The following is a 15,919-nucleotide window of genomic DNA, read 5'->3' on the forward strand; positions in this document are numbered from 1 at the left end:
GGCGGTTTCATGTCATTCATATTTGAAAACCTGAAAATCTGGCAGAAAGCACTGGAGTTGTCGCAGAACGTGAATGCATTGACCAAGTGTTTTCCGGTTGAGGAGCGATTTGCCTTAACAAGTCAAATGAAGAGAGCGGCGGATTCTGTTTCCCTGAATATTGCAGAGGGGAGTACAGGTCAAACGAAGAAGGAGTTTAAGAGATTTCTGGCGATCTCGCTGAGGTCTTGCGTTGAGGTGGTGGGATGTATCTACTTGGCCAGAGCCAGGCAATTAATCACTACCGATCAGTTTGATGCCTTATATCAAGAATTATTAATACTTACAAAAATGATTCAGTCTTTCCGGAAATCATTGAATGAAACAAACTGATAACTGGATACTGAATACAGATAACGGATGAATATTAAACCACTAAAACTCTCAGGCCTTGAGCCTTTGATCATCACTGCTGAGACGAACTTTGTGAACGTGGGCGAGCGAACCAATATTACAGGTTCGGCTCGTTTCAAGCGATTGATCCTGGAGGATAAATATGACGAAGCGCTGGATGTAGCACTCGATCAGGTACGCAGTGGTGCGCAGATCCTGGATGTCAATATGGACGAGGGCATGTTGGATGGTAAAGCGGCCATGGTAAAATTCCTCAACCTCATTGCTTCTGAGCCAGAGATCTCCAGAATTCCGATAATGATAGACTCCTCCAAATGGGAGATCATAGAGGCAGGATTGCAGTGCATTCAGGGCAAGGGCGTGGTGAACTCCATTAGTTTGAAAGAAGGGGAAGAGCCGTTTTTGCGACAAGCCAACAAAATACGACAATATGGTGCTGCAGTAGTGGTCATGGCCTTCGATGAAGCAGGTCAGGCCGATACCTACGAGCGCCGAATCAGCATCTGCAAGCGCTGCTATGACCTGCTGGTAGATACCGTGGGCTTTGCCCGAGAGGACATCATTTTTGATCCGAATATTTTCCCGGTAGCTACGGGTATTGAAGAACATAACAACTACGCGGTGGATTTTTTCAACGCCACCAAATGGATCAAGGAAAACCTGCCCGGAGCCAAGGTAAGTGGCGGAGTGAGCAATGTCTCATTCTCCTTCAGAGGTAATAATGTGGTGCGGGAAGCCATGCATTCGGCATTTCTTTATCATGGTATCAAACATGGTATGGACATGGGCATTGTCAATGCCGGCTTGATAGAGGTCTATGATGAAATCCCGAAAGACCTGCTGGAGCATGTAGAAGATGTACTGCTCAATCGCCGGCCGGATGCTACGGAGCGGTTGCTGACACTTGCCGAAAACGTAAAGGGTCAGGGTAAAGTGAAAGTGGAAGACAATGCCTGGCGTGAACAATCGGTGCAGGAGCGGCTGAAGCATGCACTGGTCAAAGGGATTGTGGACTATATAGAAGAAGATACTGAGGAGGCCCGACAGCAATATGATAAGCCTTTGCACGTGATAGAAGGTCCGCTGATGGATGGTATGAATGTGGTGGGAGATCTCTTCGGTTCGGGTAAGATGTTTTTGCCTCAGGTGGTGAAAAGCGCCCGGGTAATGAAGAAGTCCGTGGCTTATCTGATTCCCTATCTGGAAAAAGAGAAGGAGCGCTCCGGTGATACCAAGACCAGCAAGGGAAAGATCCTGCTGGCTACCGTGAAAGGCGATGTGCACGACATTGGGAAAAACATCGTGGGCGTTGTTCTGGGATGCAACAATTATGATATCGTGGATTTGGGGGTGATGGTGCCTGCAGAGCGCATTCTGGACGAAGCAGAGAAGCAGAATGCAGACATTATTGGCCTTAGTGGATTGATTACCCCTTCGCTGGACGAGATGGTACATGTCTCCGCTGAGATGGAGCGCAGAGGGATCAAGAAACCATTGCTCATAGGTGGGGCTACCACCAGCAGGATTCATACTGCCGTGAAAATTGCACCCAAATATTCTGGCCCGGTGATTCATGTGTTGGATGCCTCCAAAAGTGTGGGGGTAGCCTCGGACCTGCTGGGAGAGAAAAGAGATGCACTGGTGCAGAAAACGGTAGAAGAGTATCAGGAGCTGAGGGTCAGTCACGAGAGTCGTCAGTCCGAAAAAGCACGAATTACCTATGAAGCGGCCAGGGCCAATAAGGTGAAAATAGATTGGAAATCCTATCAGGTTCCGGTTCCAAATCATACCGGGCTTCAGGTTTTTGAAAATGTCAGCCTGTCCGATATCAGGAAATACATTGATTGGACACCTTTCTTTTCCACCTGGATGCTGAAAGGAAAATACCCGCAGATTTTCGAAAACCAGACCATTGGCAAGGAGGCCAGGAAGCTTTATAATGAAGCCAACGCGATGATTGATCAGGTGATTGCTAATGGGGAGCTTCGTGCAAGTGCCGTGGTAGGTTTATTTCCTGCCAATGCAGTGGGGGATGATGTGGAGATTTATGATGAGTCAGGCGAGTTGCAGGAGACCTTCCACTTTTTGCGACAGCAGGGACAGAAGGGCTCCAACCTGCCGAATATCAGCTTGTCAGATTTCATAGCTCCAAAGGAAACCGGCCAGCAGGATTACCTTGGTGGTTTTGCCGTGTCCGTGTTTGGCGCCAAAGAAATTGCGGAAAAGTATGAGGCAGATCATGACGATTATTCGTCCATCATGATCAAGGCTGTGGCGGATAGATTTGCGGAAGCCCTGGCTGAAATGATGCATGAAAAAGTGCGGAAAGAACTCTGGGGATATGCCAAGGATGAGCAGTTGCAGAATGATGATCTGATCAAGGAGACTTACCAGGGGATCCGACCTGCGCCGGGTTATCCTGCCTGCCCGGATCATACCGAAAAGCCACCGCTTTTTGGCTTACTAAAAGCAGAAGAGAGCATAGGCGTGGAGCTCACGGAGAGTATGGCTATGTTCCCGGCAGCTTCCGTCAGTGGATTTTACTTTTCCCATCCAGAGTCAAAATATTTTGGACTTGGCAAAATATATAAGGATCAGATGGAAGACTATGCCCGACGCAAACAGATGGAGCTGTCTGTAGTGGAGCGCTGGCTTGCACCCAATTTGGGCTATAATTATTAATTACTCTGAGTAGAATAAATTATCGTTAGCCAGGTTTTAATTGGCTTTTTTATATAGAAAAATGAAAGTAACCGAACATATCAAAGCTTCCACGGAAAGCACTTTGTTTTCACTCGAAATCATCCCCCCAAAGAAGGGAGATAGTATTGATTCACTTTTTGCACACATAGATCCATTGATGGAATTCAAACCTCCATTTATAGATGTGACCTATCACCGGGAGGAGTTTGTTTATAAAAACCGGGAAAATGGGCTGTTGGAAAAGAAGACCATCAGAAAGCGACCTGGAACGGTAGGGATATGCGCAGCGATCAAAAACAGGTACAATGTGGATCCGGTGCCACACATCATTTGTGGGGGATTTACCAAGGAGGAAACAGAAAACGCCCTCATTGATCTTAATTTCCTTGGGATAGACAATGTACTGGTGTTGAGGGGAGACTCTATTGCAGAGGAAAAAACCTTCAGGCCAGAGCCCGATGGCAACGCTTACGCCATTGACCTGGTGGATCAGGTGATGGGAATGAATGAAGCCAGGTACCTCGACGAAGAACTCCAAAATGCTGTGCCCACTAGTTTTTGTATCGGAGTGGCTGGCTATCCGGAAAAGCACTTTGAAGCTCCTAATCTGAGGTCAGACCTGAAATACCTGAAGCAAAAGGTGGACAGAGGGGCTGAGTACATTGTGACTCAGATGTTTTTTGAAAACAGTAAATATTTTGAGTTTGTGGACAAATGTCGGGCAGCCGGGATCAATGTGCCGATCATACCTGGTCTCAAGCCCATTACCACCAAGAGTCACATGACTGCTTTGCCAAGCATTTTCCACATAGACATACCTGATGATCTTTACAATGAGATAGAGAAATGTAAGGACAACAAAGCGGTGAAGGAAGTGGGAATAGAATGGGGCATTCAGCAGTCAAAAGAACTGATGGAAAAAGGTGTGCCGGTGCTTCATTATTATTCTATGGGCAAGTCAGACTCAGTCTATCGAATTGCCAAGGCATTATTCTAAGGTATATTTGCTCATAAAAACTACCCCATGAAAATCATCGAATGCCCCAGAGATGCCATGCAAGGTCTAACAGACTTTGTGCCTACAGCACTTAAAATCAAGTACATCAATCAACTATTGCGGGTAGGGTTTGATACCATCGATTTTGGGAGTTTTGTATCACCCAAGGCCATCCCTCAGATGAAGGATACGGCAGAGGTGCTTCAGGGCCTGCATCTGAGTGAGTCTTCCTCTAAACTACTGGCTATCGTGGCCAATGTGAGGGGAGCTGAGCAGGTGGCTGATTATGAGGAAATTCAGTATTTGGGGTATCCGCTTTCACTTTCGGAGACTTTTCAACAGCGAAATACCAACAGGTCCATAGATGATGCTTTCGATAACCTGGCGGAGATACAGGAGATCTGCCAAATGGATGGAAAGACGTTGGTGGTGTACTTGTCTATGGGGTTTGGTAACCCGTATGGAGATCCGTACGAGATGGATTTTGTCGGGCAGTTTGTGGATCAGTTGGATGAGATGGAAGTAGGGATCATCTCCCTGGCAGATACAGTAGGGGTTTCCACACCTGAGGGGATATCCACTTTGTACCAAACGCTGATTCCCAAATTTCCTCACATTGAGTTTGGAGCTCATCTGCACTCCAACCCGGCGACAGCCAGGGAGAAAATAGTGGCGGCCTATGAATCGGGGTGTAGGCGTATAGATGGAGCGCTACGTGGGTTCGGTGGTTGCCCCATGGCTAAGGACGACCTGGTAGGAAACATGGCCACAGAAAACATACTGAAGGTGCTCAGTGAATTGAGTGCGGAGATAGCCATCAACGATGAGGCGATGGCCGAGTCTCTTTTGATCTCTAATGAGGTATTTCACTAGTTAATAGACAATTTTAAGATCTGATTTTTTAGCAGCATGGGAATAGACGCAATTATTGTATTGATAGTGATCGTGGTGGCGATCGTGCTTTTCGCTACGGAGTGGCTCTCCATAGACCTTGTGGCTATTCTGATTATGATGGCCCTCACCATGTCAGGAGTGATCAGTGCGGAGGAGGGCCTTGCCGGTTTTAGTAACCCGGCCACCATCACGGTAGCCTTTATGTTTGTGCTGAGCTATGCCTTGCTCAAAACCGGTTCCCTTCAGCGAATTGGACCTTATCTGGGGCCCATTTTTAAGCGAAATTTCAACCTGGGGATCCTCATCATGATGGTGTTCATAGGGATCGTATCAGCTTTCGTTAACAATACCCCCATTGTTGCCATGTTCATTCCTGTGATGGTGAGTATTGGTAAAATATCTGGGATCAGCCCTTCTAAGTTATTGATTCCTCTTTCGTATGCCTCCATTTTCGGTGGCATGTGTACGCTCATTGGTACTTCCACCAACGTACTCGTGAGTGGCATTGCTGAAAAGAGTGGCTTGGAGCCATTTTCAATGTTTCTGAGCGCACCCATTGGTATTACCTTTTTGTTAGTTGGGTCTATTTACATCTACTTTTTCGGTAAGCGCCTGCTTCCCGACAGGATTTCAGAGTCTGATCCTTCTGAGCGATTTGCGGTAAGGGACTATTTGACGGAGATAGAGATTCTGAAGGATTCAGAGTTTGTCGGGCAGCGCATCATGGACTCAATCCTGGCAAAGGATCTGGAAATAGATGTGATTGAAGTACGAAGGAACGGGAATCTTTTCACTCTGCCAGCTGGTGATTTTGAAATCAAATCAGGGGATATCCTCAAGATCCGCTGTGATGTGGAGAAGATAAAAGCGCTGAAGGATCGGTTGAAGGTGAGTTTTAATACCTCGGCCCTACGAATCAATGAGAACGAGCTGCAAAAGGGGGATACTTCCATATTGGAACTGATCATTACTTCTGGTTCCGAATTTGTGGGGAAAAACTTAAGGGAAATGGATTTCAGGAGGAGGTACCGGGCGGTTCCTTTAGCCATTCTCCATAGTGAGAAAGTGGTTCACGAAAATTTGCATAGTGTGATTCTGAATGCTGGAGACATCATTCTTACAGAGATCAAAATGCACCGGGTTCAAAGCCTAAAACGAGAGGAAATGAGTCAAAATAGCCCTTTTATTGTGCTTTCTGAGGAGGGTATTATTGATTTTAATCGCAAGAAGTTTATTACCGTACTTTCGGTGATTGCAGGAGTAGTGGCCCTGGCGTCTTTCAATGTACTTCCAATTGCCATCTCGACCATTCTTGGTGCCATGGTACTGGTTCTGAGCAAGACCATCAATATGCGGGAGCTTTATGCCTCTATTGAGTGGAAGATCATTTTCCTTTTGGCCGGCGCACTTAGTCTGGGTGTGGCAATGCACAACAGTGGTTTGGCAGATATGATCGCCAGTGTCTTTGTGGATCAGTTGGGCGGTTGGGGGCCAATAGCCATCGTTTCCTGCATGTACTTTATCACGTCTATGCTCACGGAGATTATGAGTAACAATGCCGCTGCAGCGTTGATTGCACCAATAGCCATCACTACTGCTGATAAGCTGGAGTTGAGTCCATATCCATTCCTGATCGCGGTGATGATTGCCGCGTCTGCCAGTTTTATGACCCCCATTGGGTACCACACCAATACGATGGTTTACACAGCCGGTCAGTACAAATTCAGGGATTTTTTCCGGATAGGGCTATGGCTTAACATCCTGTTTTGGATTCTGGCCACTTTCCTCATTCCATTGTTTTACGGATTTTAAGAGAGCTTATACTTTTTACCTGGAAGCGACTTAATCAGGCCCTGAAACTCCAGGTTGAGCAGGTTTCCTGCCAGCTGGTTGATGGGAGTTTGGGTGCGCCAGGCTATTTCGTCCACGGCCAGACCGGCAGGATGGTCACTCAATGTGCTAAGTAATTTTTGATCACCTTCCGGCAGTTTGGAGAAATCATGTTTGACTGGCCTTTCCGCATTGGGCTTCTCAGTGTCCCAGTTGAGGTGATATTTCAAATCATCTACTCCGGTGTAGATGAGGGCTTTCTGATTTCGGATGAGATAGTTACAGCCCTCGGAAAACCTGTTTTCCAGGTCACCGGGCACGGCAAAAACGGTGCGGTTGTAGGAGTCGGCGATGTTTGCCGTAATCAAAGCGCCACCTTTTCTGGCCGCTTCGATCACCACCACTGCATCACTCATGCCAGCGATGATTCTGTTTCGGGCAGGAAAAAAATGGGCTTCAGCCTGTATCCCAGGAGGGTTTTCTGAGATAAGCCCGCCGTTTTCGAGCATTTCTTCTGCCGGCTTTTTGTGAGAGGCTGGATAGATTCGGTCAAGACCCCCGGCCAGCACCCCGATTGTTGGGATATTGGCCTTGAGCGCGGCCCGGTGCGCAGTGATGTCAATGCCGTAAGCAAGACCACTCACAACTACTAATCCAAGGTCTCTGGCGTCTTCTATAATACGTTCAGTGATCGTGCGGCCATAATCGGTGGCATTGCGGGTGCCCACGATCGCCAGTACCTTACTCCAGGAGTTGATGGTGCCTTTTGAATAAATGATGTTTGGTGAATCTATCGTTTGCTTGAGCTTCTCCGGGTAGGAGGAATCCGTAAAATGATGAATGTCGATTCCCTTTTTTGAGGCTTCTTTGATCACCCGCTCGGCTTCATGGAGCGGTTGCGCACTGCTTAGTAGATCGATTGTTTTGGGGCCAATTCCTGGGATTTTTTTTAGGTGACTGATTTTGGCGGTGAACACCGCTGAGGCAGATCCACAGTAAGCGATCAGGTTTTTGGCATTGACATCACCAATGCCGGGAATGAATTCCAGTGCTACCTGATACAGCTTCTCGTTCATACATTAGTCCAGCTGCTGCTTAAGAGTAACTAAAAATGACCGTACTTTCTTGAGTGATTCGATGAGCTCCACCTTGTTAGTAGCGGCCTCCACATCGTTTTTGATGAAATCACGTGCTCCTTGTAGTGTAAAACCCTTCTCCTTTACCAGGTAATAAATGAGCTTCACATTTTTGATGTCCTCTTTGGTGAATTGGCGATTGCCTTTTCGGTTTTTCTTTGGTTTGATAATATCAAATTCACCTTCCCAAAAGCGGATGAGTGAAGTAGCCACCCCGAGTTCATCGGCTACTTCTCCTATCGTGAAGTACTTTTTTTCTATTTCTTTTTCCTTATATGGCACGGTGAAAATTTTCAGTTTTGAATATAGATAATTCTACCTTCATCATCAATCAATATTTCATTTTCGGGGAAATCTTCCCGAGATAATTTTTGAATGTTCTTCATGACCTGCTTTCGCTCGTCTTTCAAGGGGCCCCGGCTATAGGATTGGTAGAAGGAATGGATTCTCCCACCAATGAACTCGCCGTTGGATTTGGTTTGTACCTCCAGTAAGGGGGATTCCCCATTGGCACCTTTCAGGTTAAAACGTCCATAAGTCAAAAAATTACCCAGTGAGTAGGCAATTAATCTGTCTTTATAAACTTCAATAGCTCTGACCACATGTGGTCCATGCCCCAATACCAAATCGGCACCTGCATCAATCATCGCGTGACTAAACTCATAAATGTTGCCACGGTCTTCCCCAAAATAGAATTCTCGGGCTCTGGTCACGTGCATATTCTTGGCACCCTCCGCACCACCATGAATAGAGATAATCACCAGATCACTCAGGGAGTCCAGCATGGTCACGATGGATCTTGCGTATTCCACGTTATAGAAGGTGAGGGTTCCCTTATTTGGAGCAAAGGCCACAAACCCCACTTTCAGGTCTCCTATTTTGGCTACGGTATATGGGTACTCTGTAGAGCCAGCGGAGGTCAGCCCGAGGGAATCCAGGGTTTTTCGCGTAGCTTTTCTACCTACAGGCCCAAAGTCATTCGCGTGGTTATTGGCAACGCTTAGCAGATCAAATCCGCAATCAACGAGATTGGTGGCCAGTCGGGTGGGCATTTTGAATAGATAGCAGGCATCGGGGTTGTTGCATTCTTTGGGGTCACCTTCGCCATCCAATAAGGTGCCTTCGAGGTTGCCAAAGGTGATGTCGGCAGATGCGAGGAGGTCCCGGGTGTCATCCCAAAGGTATTCACCGTTGTTTAAAGGCAGGTAGCTCTTGTTGGGGAATTGGGTACCCATCATGATGTCTCCCACCGCCATGATGGTGACTGTATCCGGTAAGAGGCGTTCGATGGAGATGTCTACTTCCTGAAAGAGCGTGTCAAGGGTGTCTCCCGCCTGTGTGATCAGAAAAGTCTCTTTTTCCAGAGGAATGGAATCCAACGCTAATCTCACGGTATGCTGGTCGGGTGGAGGTGGGGCAGTGGTTTGCTGACTGACTTTACAGTTGGTAAGCAAAAACAGTAAAATTGAGAACGTAAGAAGTGATCCGCTGAGCTGCCTCATTCGATTGGGATTAGCCTACAAAAGTAAGAGGATAATCTTGTCTATGGAAAGTAGTTTTCCACAAGTTTTAGACATAAAAAAAGCGATGATGGATCATCGCTTTCAAGTTCGAATGTTTTTATGCTTAGTAAGAACCCATGGCCTGGTTTTCTATAGAGGCCAATCGGAGTACTTCTTCATATTCTTCAGAGTCCAGATCTTTGTAGAAGTAATGTACCGGATTCACGGGCTTACCGTCAATTTTTACTTCATAATGAAGGTGTGGAGCGGTAGACTTACCAGTATTTCCAGAGTAAGCGATTAACTCACCACGCTTCACTTTCTGGCCTGTTTTCACCACAAACTCATTGAGGTGAGCATATTTGGTGGTGTATCCAAATCCATGGTCGATTTCAATTTGCTTACCGTAACCGCTAAAGCTGGTTTTGGTAAACTTGACCACTCCATCTCCAGTAGCATAGACAGGGTTTCCTTTAGGCAAAGAGAAGTCTACTCCGTGGTGTGGTCGTCGTGTTTTCAGGATTGGATCCATTCGGTATCCAAATCCACTTGATAGTCGCTTAAGGTCTTCATTGGATACAGGCTGAATGGCGGGCATAGAAGCCAGCATCAACTCTTTGTCCAAAGCCAGATTCATCACCTCATCGTAGGATTTGGTCTGGATGTACATTTGTTTTTTGAGCTGATCAATGCGCTGGTAGTTTTCAAGTACCAGCTCTTCACGCTCAAGACCCTGCTCCAGAATGTTTCTGTAGCGGTTAGCTCCACCAAATCCAGCTTTTCTGATTTCATCGGCAATAGGCTCTGCACCCATGATGACCCGGTAGATGTTGTCATCTCTTTCCTGCAGGGAGGCCAACATCTGATTGGCATCTGTTACTTCCTTGCTTAGGAGCTCGTAGTACATTCTGAGCTCCTCGTTTTCTTTTCTCAAAAGCGCCTCTTCAGGGGACTCAAAATATTTGGTATAGATAAACACTATACCCCCCGCCAAAAGCATCGCTAGCATTAAAAAACCAAGCGAATTCCATAGGATATCCCATGATGAAACTCTTATCCGCTCGTATCTACATGACTCTGTGTCATAATAATACTTAATCCTGGCCATAGATCAATGTTAGGTTATTTTCAATTAGTTTTGCTCGGCTGGTAGAGCAAATCTAATCGGCAAATTACGGTTTTTATACCAATAAAACCAAACGCAAAACTGTAAGCATTTAATATTCAAGTAGTTACATGGATTCAAAAGATATCCGCGCTCAATTTCTCGAGTTTTTTAAGTCAAAGTCCCACAAAATAGTTCCTTCCGCTCCCATAGTCGTACAAAACGACCCTACGCTGATGTTTACCAACGCCGGTATGAATCAGTTTAAGGACTATTTCCTGGGCAATAAGACCCCTGATTCCAACCGTGTGGCAGATACTCAGAAGTGTTTGCGTGTGTCGGGCAAGCACAATGATCTGGAAGAAGTAGGGTTGGATACCTATCATCATACCATGTTTGAGATGCTGGGCAACTGGTCCTTTGGGGACTACTTCAAGAAAGAAGCCATCGAATGGGCGTGGGAGTTTCTTACTGATGTATGTGGCCTGCCGGAGGATCGCATGTATGCCACTGTTTTTGAAGGAGATGAGAAAGAACAACTGGAAGCAGATGAGGAGGCACGGGGATACTGGAAAGCACTGATACCCGAATCCCGTATTCTCAATGGTAATAAGAAAGATAATTTCTGGGAAATGGGGGATACGGGTCCATGTGGCCCCTGCTCCGAGATCCACATTGACCTGCGCTCAGAGGATGAAGTAAAAAAAGTACCGGGTAGAGACCTTGTCAATAATGACCATCCACTGGTGGTGGAAATCTGGAACCTGGTTTTCATGCAATTCAATAGACTGGCTGATGGTTCGCTTAAAAATCTACCACAGCAGCATGTAGATACCGGAATGGGCTTCGAACGACTGGCTATGGCTGTTCAGGGAAAGCAATCCAACTATGACACGGATGTTTTTCAGCCAATTATCCAGTCTATTGCGAAACGTGCCGGTGTGACCTATGGTGAAGACCAGAAAGTGGATATTGCCATAAGGGTGATTTCTGACCACATCAGAGCTATTTCATTTACCATCGCCGATGGACAGCTGCCGGGCAATGCAAAGGCAGGATATGTGATTCGCAGAATCCTTAGAAGAGCTGTGCGTTACGGATACACTTTCTTAAATTTTAAAGAACCTTTCCTCACGGACCTGGTAGGGCAGTTGGCGGATCAGTTTAAAGATACCTTTCCCGAGTTGGACGCGCAGCGTGTGTTTGTGGCCAAAGTGATTCGTGAGGAAGAAGTATCTTTTCTCAGAACACTGGAAAAAGGGCTGAAACGATTTGAAATCATCAAAGCTGAGACCAAGGGCAAAGTGATCGATGGGAAAACGGCTTTTGAACTATATGATACCTACGGATTTCCGTTGGATCTTACCTCATTGATTGCCAGAGAAAATGGTTTCTCAGTAGATGAAAAAGCTTTTCAGGCTGAAATGCTGATTCAAAAGGAAAGATCTAAAAGTGCAGCAGAGCAGTCTACCGGGGATTGGATAAGTGTGATTTCTGAAGCCGAGGCTTCTGTTTTTCTTGGTTATGAACACCTGGAATCTGAATCCAGGATCACCAGGTATCGGGAAGTAAAGCAAAAGAAAGGTTCTTTCTACCAGATTGTGCTGGATCAGACCCCTTTTTACGCTGAGAGCGGTGGTCAGGTAGGGGATTCGGGAGTTTTAGAGAGTGATGCAGAGCGCATTGCGGTATTTGATACCAAAAGGGAGAATGACCTGATTGTTCATTACACCAAGGCTCTGCCCAAAGACCTCACAGCCACCTTTATGGCAAAAGTGAATGTGCAGAAGCGCCTGCTTACCGAAAACAATCACTCCGCCACGCATTTACTTCATGCAGCACTGAGAAGCGTTCTTGGCGAACACGTGCAACAAAAGGGATCCCTGGTGAACGAAGAGGTTTTGAGATTTGATTTCTCCCATTTCGCCAAGGTGACAGAAGAAGAAATTGCGAAAGTAGAGGCGATTGTAAACAGAAGGATACGTGAAAATATAGCGCTGGACGAAAGGCGCAATGTTCCGATAGAAGAAGCCAAATCATTGGGTGCTATGGCACTCTTTGGGGAGAAATATGGTGAGTTTGTGCGGGTAATCACTTTTGATCGGGATTATTCTGTAGAGCTATGCGGAGGTACCCATGTGCCAGCTACTGGCCATATCGGTTTGTTTAAGATCGTAAGTGAGAGCTCTGTAGCAGCCGGTGTACGGCGTATAGAAGCCATTACGGCTGATAAGGCTGAAGCTTTCGTGGATCAGGAATTGGAGATACTTAAAGAAATAAAGGAACTTCTTAAAAACCCGGCCGATCCCAAGAAAGCGATTGTATCTCTTATTGAGGAGAAAAATCAGCTTCAGAAGCAGATTGATGAGCTCAATCAGCAGCAGGGCAGCGCTCTGAAAAAGGATTTAATCAATAAAGTAGAAGATATTGATGGCATCAAAGTAATCACCCAGGAAGTAAAATTGCCTGATGCCAATGTACTCAAACAACTTTCATTTGAACTCAAAAATGAAGTTCCTAATCTGGTAGCGGTTTTAGCTGCCAACCTGAACGAAAAGCCAATGCTAAGTGTCATATTGGATGACGCGTTGGTCCAAAAGCTTGGACTCAATGCTTCTGAAATGGTGCGAGCCATGGCGAAGGAAATTCAGGGTGGTGGTGGAGGTCAGCCATTTTATGCCACTGCTGGTGGTAAGAATTTGGCCGGACTCTCTCAAGCGCTTGAGATTGGGAAGAAAATTATTCATGAGAAACTGAAAAGTTGAGATCAAATGATTTCCGAAGAGGTCAAAGCCAAATACAAGCTTGTAGTAGGGCTGGAGGTGCATGCACAGCTGAATACTGAGACGAAGATTTTTTCGTCAGATGGCAATTCCTTTGGGGATGCACCCAATACCAACGTGAGCACCATCTCACTGGGACATCCTGGTGTGATGCCCAAGCTGAACATCAAAGCTGTGGAATATGCTATCAAGATGGGGCTGGCCTGTAAGAGTAAGATTAGCGAGTACCAGTTTTTCGATCGAAAGAATTATTTCTACCCGGACCTTCCAAAGGGCTATCAAATCACTCAGGATAAGACTCCTATCTGCATAGGTGGGTCGGTGCCGGTGGTCTATGATGGCAATCAACACTCAGAGGTAGTACTGAACAGAATACACCTGGAGGAAGATGCCGGAAAATCCATTCACCTGGAAGGTGAGACCGATACCCTCATAGATCTGAACCGAGCGGGTGTGCCACTGATAGAAATCGTGACCGAGCCGGTGATCAAAACACCGGAAGAAGCAGGGGCTTTTCTGACAGAAGTGAGAAAGCTTGTGCGTTATCTGGGAATATGCGATGGCAACATGGAAGAGGGTTCTGTCCGCTGTGATGCCAATGTATCCGTGATGCGAACCACCGATACCCAATTAGGTAAAAAGGTGGAAGTGAAAAACATGAACTCCATTAAAAATGTGGTACGCGCCATTTACCACGAAATGGATAGACAAATAGCGCTTTTGGAGGCGGGAGAGGAGATTATTTCTGAGACCAGGACTTTTGATGCCAATACGGGGGATTCCTCGGGTATGCGCACCAAAGAGGAGTTGAATGATTACCGATACTTTCCGGAGCCTGACCTGAGCCCGCTGAGAGTGACCAGCGACTGGCTGGAGAAGATCAGGGCTGAAATGCCTTTGTTACCTTCTGATTTCAAAAGCAAGTTTGAAAAGGAATATGGTCTGAGTGAATCAGATGCTTTGGTGCTAACCGATCAAAAGGAGATGGCCTATTTCTTCGAAGAACTGTGTCAGCAAACCAATAATTTCAAAGGTGCCGCCAACTGGGTGATGGGTCCATTCAAATCCTATCTGAACGAAACCGGAAATACCATTGAAAGTTCGGTGATCAGGGTCAGTCATTTATCCGGAATCATTCAGCTGATAGATGAAGGAGTGGTGAGCTTTTCCGCTGCCAATCAACAACTTTTTCCGTATCTGGTGGCTAATCCTGGGGCTACTCCCTTGGAAGCTGCCCAAACACTCAATATCTTTCAGGAATCGGACACAGCTTCCATTCAGCCGGTGATTGATCAGGTGCTGATCGATAGCCCTCAGAAAGTGGCAGAGTACCGAAAGGGTAAAAAAGGCCTCATCGGGATGTTTATGGGAGAAGTCATGAAGAAGACCAATGGAAAGGTAGATCCTAAGTTGGCCAACCGACTGTTAAGAGAGTCGTTAGAAACAATCAAATAAAAGATTATGAGTCAGAGTAAGTACTTGGTGTTGGGCTTGATTTTGTCCGTTTTTGGATGTGGTAAATCTGGAGAAGATGGGATTAATGTGTCTGGAAAAGTTGAAAATCCTATTAAAGGTGAGTTGGTTGTGCTCAATCAATTTGAGTTTACCGGACTGAAACCTATCGATACCATTGAGGTAGATCCTTCGGGAGCATTTGAGTTTTATGTGAAGCCGGCTGAGGCTACTTTTTATCGACTAAATTTTTACAATCGCCAGCAGATGAACCTGGTGCTGGATGGCACGGAAGAGGAAGTGGTGATCATGCTGGAAGGAAATAACCCTGGTGGAGAAGTCTCCGTGACCGGCTCCAAGCACACCAAATACGTGCAACAGCTGGAAGGGATGATGCGTGATCAGCAGGCGGACGTGAAGGAACTCAATCAGCAGGCCATTGAGGCGAGGATGGCGGATGATCAGCAGACCCTTGCCAGGCTCACAGAAGAGTATTTTGCACTGATGAAACTGCGTCAGAAGGAGCTGAAAACATTTATCTGGAAGATCGCCCCTTCATTGGCTGCGTATTACGGGCTGGAGTCATTGCCTGTGGAGGAGCATTTCCCTTTTTACGACAGTGTAGCTCAGAAGTTCAGTGCCGAGCTTCCCGGCAATATGTTTACAGAAGAGTTGACCAAAAAGGTTTCGGCCCTCAGAAAACTGGCGATTGGGGCAGAAGCGCCTGAGATTTCACTACCCAATCCTGATGGAGAAGTGGTCACGCTTAGCTCTTTACGTGGAAAATATGTGTTGGTTGATTTTTGGGCTGCATGGTGCAAACCTTGTCGGGCTGAAAACCCCAACGTGGTGAGACTTTATCAGCAGTATCAGGGTGAAAACTTTGAAATACTCGGGGTGTCTTTGGATAGAAACAAAGCTGCATGGGTAGGGGCCATAGAGCAGGATGGATTGCCATGGGTGCATGTGTCGGACCTGAAGTACTTCAACTCTGTGGCTGCTGCTGAATATCAGATCACCTCCATACCAGCTACTTATTTGATCGGTCCGGATGGTAAAATCATCGCCAAAGGTCTGAGAGGAGCCTCGCTGGAAGCCAAGTTGAAAGAAATATTTGGCTAATA

11 protein-coding genes and 1 pseudogene are annotated in these 15,919 nt (G+C 46.4%); 8 read left to right on the forward strand and 4 right to left on the reverse strand.

Annotation, left to right across the window (positions count from 1 at the left end; all coding sequences use genetic code 11):
• Nucleotides 1-9 precede the first annotated feature (9 nt).
• The 5 genes and pseudogenes from GV030_RS00210 to GV030_RS00230 all read left to right on the forward strand — a co-directional run bounded on the left by GV030_RS00210 (nt 10) and on the right by GV030_RS00230 (nt 6,799).
• Entirely contained in the window at nt 10-372 is a 363-nt protein-coding gene (locus GV030_RS00210) for a four helix bundle protein (RefSeq protein WP_159578609.1), read from the forward strand.
• A pseudogene (metH, locus tag GV030_RS00215) lies at nt 365-3,075 on the forward strand (methionine synthase); the annotation flags it as partial. The gene GV030_RS00210 and the pseudogene metH, both read left to right, overlap by 8 nt.
• Before the next feature lie 61 nt (nt 3,076-3,136).
• Nucleotides 3,137-4,093 carry a methylenetetrahydrofolate reductase [NAD(P)H] gene (metF, locus tag GV030_RS00220; RefSeq protein WP_159578613.1) on the forward strand — a complete coding sequence of 319 codons (957 nt, stop codon included), beginning with the start codon at nt 3,137-3,139 and terminating at the stop codon, nt 4,091-4,093.
• Between the two features lie 27 nt (nt 4,094-4,120).
• On the forward strand, nt 4,121-4,966 hold the full coding sequence (locus GV030_RS00225) for a hydroxymethylglutaryl-CoA lyase (protein ID WP_159578615.1): 846 nt from the start codon (nt 4,121-4,123) through the stop codon (nt 4,964-4,966).
• A 36-nt stretch (nt 4,967-5,002) separates the two neighbouring features.
• Nucleotides 5,003-6,799 (forward strand): SLC13 family permease, encoded by a 1,797-nt coding sequence (locus GV030_RS00230; RefSeq protein ID WP_159578617.1) that lies wholly within the window; start codon nt 5,003-5,005, stop codon nt 6,797-6,799.
• Here the strand turns inward: GV030_RS00230 and dprA are convergent.
• From dprA to GV030_RS00250, 4 genes are all read right to left on the reverse strand, one after another.
• On the reverse strand, nt 6,796-7,893 hold the full coding sequence (gene dprA / locus GV030_RS00235; RefSeq protein WP_159578619.1) for a DNA-processing protein DprA: 1,098 nt from the start codon (nt 7,891-7,893) through the stop codon (nt 6,796-6,798). The two genes, GV030_RS00230 and dprA, sit on opposite strands and share 4 nt — an antisense overlap.
• Before the next feature lie 3 nt (nt 7,894-7,896).
• Nucleotides 7,897-8,235, reverse strand: a complete 339-nt coding sequence (locus GV030_RS00240) for a MerR family transcriptional regulator (RefSeq protein WP_159578621.1) — start codon at nt 8,233-8,235, stop codon at nt 7,897-7,899.
• 11 nt (nt 8,236-8,246) lie between these two features.
• Nucleotides 8,247-9,455, reverse strand: a complete 1,209-nt coding sequence (locus GV030_RS00245) for a CapA family protein (RefSeq protein ID WP_159578623.1) — start codon at nt 9,453-9,455, stop codon at nt 8,247-8,249.
• A 124-nt stretch (nt 9,456-9,579) separates the two neighbouring features.
• Nucleotides 9,580-10,563: a M23 family metallopeptidase gene (locus GV030_RS00250; protein WP_159578625.1), complete on the reverse strand. Its 984-nt coding sequence runs from the start codon at nt 10,561-10,563 to the stop codon at nt 9,580-9,582.
• Between the two features lie 128 nt (nt 10,564-10,691).
• On the opposite strand from GV030_RS00250, the gene alaS reads away from it, so the two are divergent.
• Genes alaS through GV030_RS00265 form a run of 3 tightly spaced genes read left to right on the forward strand, consistent with a single transcriptional unit; the run spans nt 10,692 to nt 15,917 of the window.
• Entirely contained in the window at nt 10,692-13,325 is a 2,634-nt protein-coding gene (gene alaS / locus GV030_RS00255) for an alanine--tRNA ligase (protein ID WP_159578627.1), read from the forward strand.
• Between the two features lie 6 nt (nt 13,326-13,331).
• Entirely contained in the window at nt 13,332-14,798 is a 1,467-nt protein-coding gene (gene gatB / locus GV030_RS00260) for an Asp-tRNA(Asn)/Glu-tRNA(Gln) amidotransferase subunit GatB (protein WP_159578629.1), read from the forward strand.
• Between the two features lie 6 nt (nt 14,799-14,804).
• Nucleotides 14,805-15,917: a TlpA disulfide reductase family protein gene (locus tag GV030_RS00265; protein WP_255465025.1), complete on the forward strand. Its 1,113-nt coding sequence runs from the start codon at nt 14,805-14,807 to the stop codon at nt 15,915-15,917.
• Nucleotides 15,918-15,919: the final 2 nt, after the last annotated feature.

Source organism: Marinoscillum sp. 108 (genome assembly GCF_902506655.1).
In the GTDB taxonomy this organism is placed as follows: domain Bacteria; phylum Bacteroidota; class Bacteroidia; order Cytophagales; family Cyclobacteriaceae; genus Marinoscillum; species Marinoscillum luteum.

What these genes read in the sequence shown, in the direction of transcription:
- GV030_RS00210 (WP_159578609.1), top strand. Translation starts at nt 10, where the DNA reads ATGTCATTCATATTTGAAAACCTGAAAATCTGGCAGAAAGCACTGGAG.
- metF (WP_159578613.1), top strand. Translation starts at nt 3,137, where the DNA reads ATGAAAGTAACCGAACATATCAAAGCTTCCACGGAAAGCACTTTGTTT.
- GV030_RS00225 (WP_159578615.1), top strand. Translation starts at nt 4,121, where the DNA reads ATGAAAATCATCGAATGCCCCAGAGATGCCATGCAAGGTCTAACAGAC.
- GV030_RS00230 (WP_159578617.1), top strand. Translation starts at nt 5,003, where the DNA reads ATGGGAATAGACGCAATTATTGTATTGATAGTGATCGTGGTGGCGATC.
- dprA (WP_159578619.1), bottom strand. Translation starts at nt 7,893, where the DNA reads ATGAACGAGAAGCTGTATCAGGTAGCACTGGAATTCATTCCCGGCATT.
- GV030_RS00245 (WP_159578623.1), bottom strand. Translation starts at nt 9,455, where the DNA reads ATGAGGCAGCTCAGCGGATCACTTCTTACGTTCTCAATTTTACTGTTT.
- GV030_RS00250 (WP_159578625.1), bottom strand. Translation starts at nt 10,563, where the DNA reads ATGGCCAGGATTAAGTATTATTATGACACAGAGTCATGTAGATACGAG.
- alaS (WP_159578627.1), top strand. Translation starts at nt 10,692, where the DNA reads ATGGATTCAAAAGATATCCGCGCTCAATTTCTCGAGTTTTTTAAGTCA.
- gatB (WP_159578629.1), top strand. Translation starts at nt 13,332, where the DNA reads ATGATTTCCGAAGAGGTCAAAGCCAAATACAAGCTTGTAGTAGGGCTG.
- GV030_RS00265 (WP_255465025.1), top strand. Translation starts at nt 14,805, where the DNA reads ATGAGTCAGAGTAAGTACTTGGTGTTGGGCTTGATTTTGTCCGTTTTT.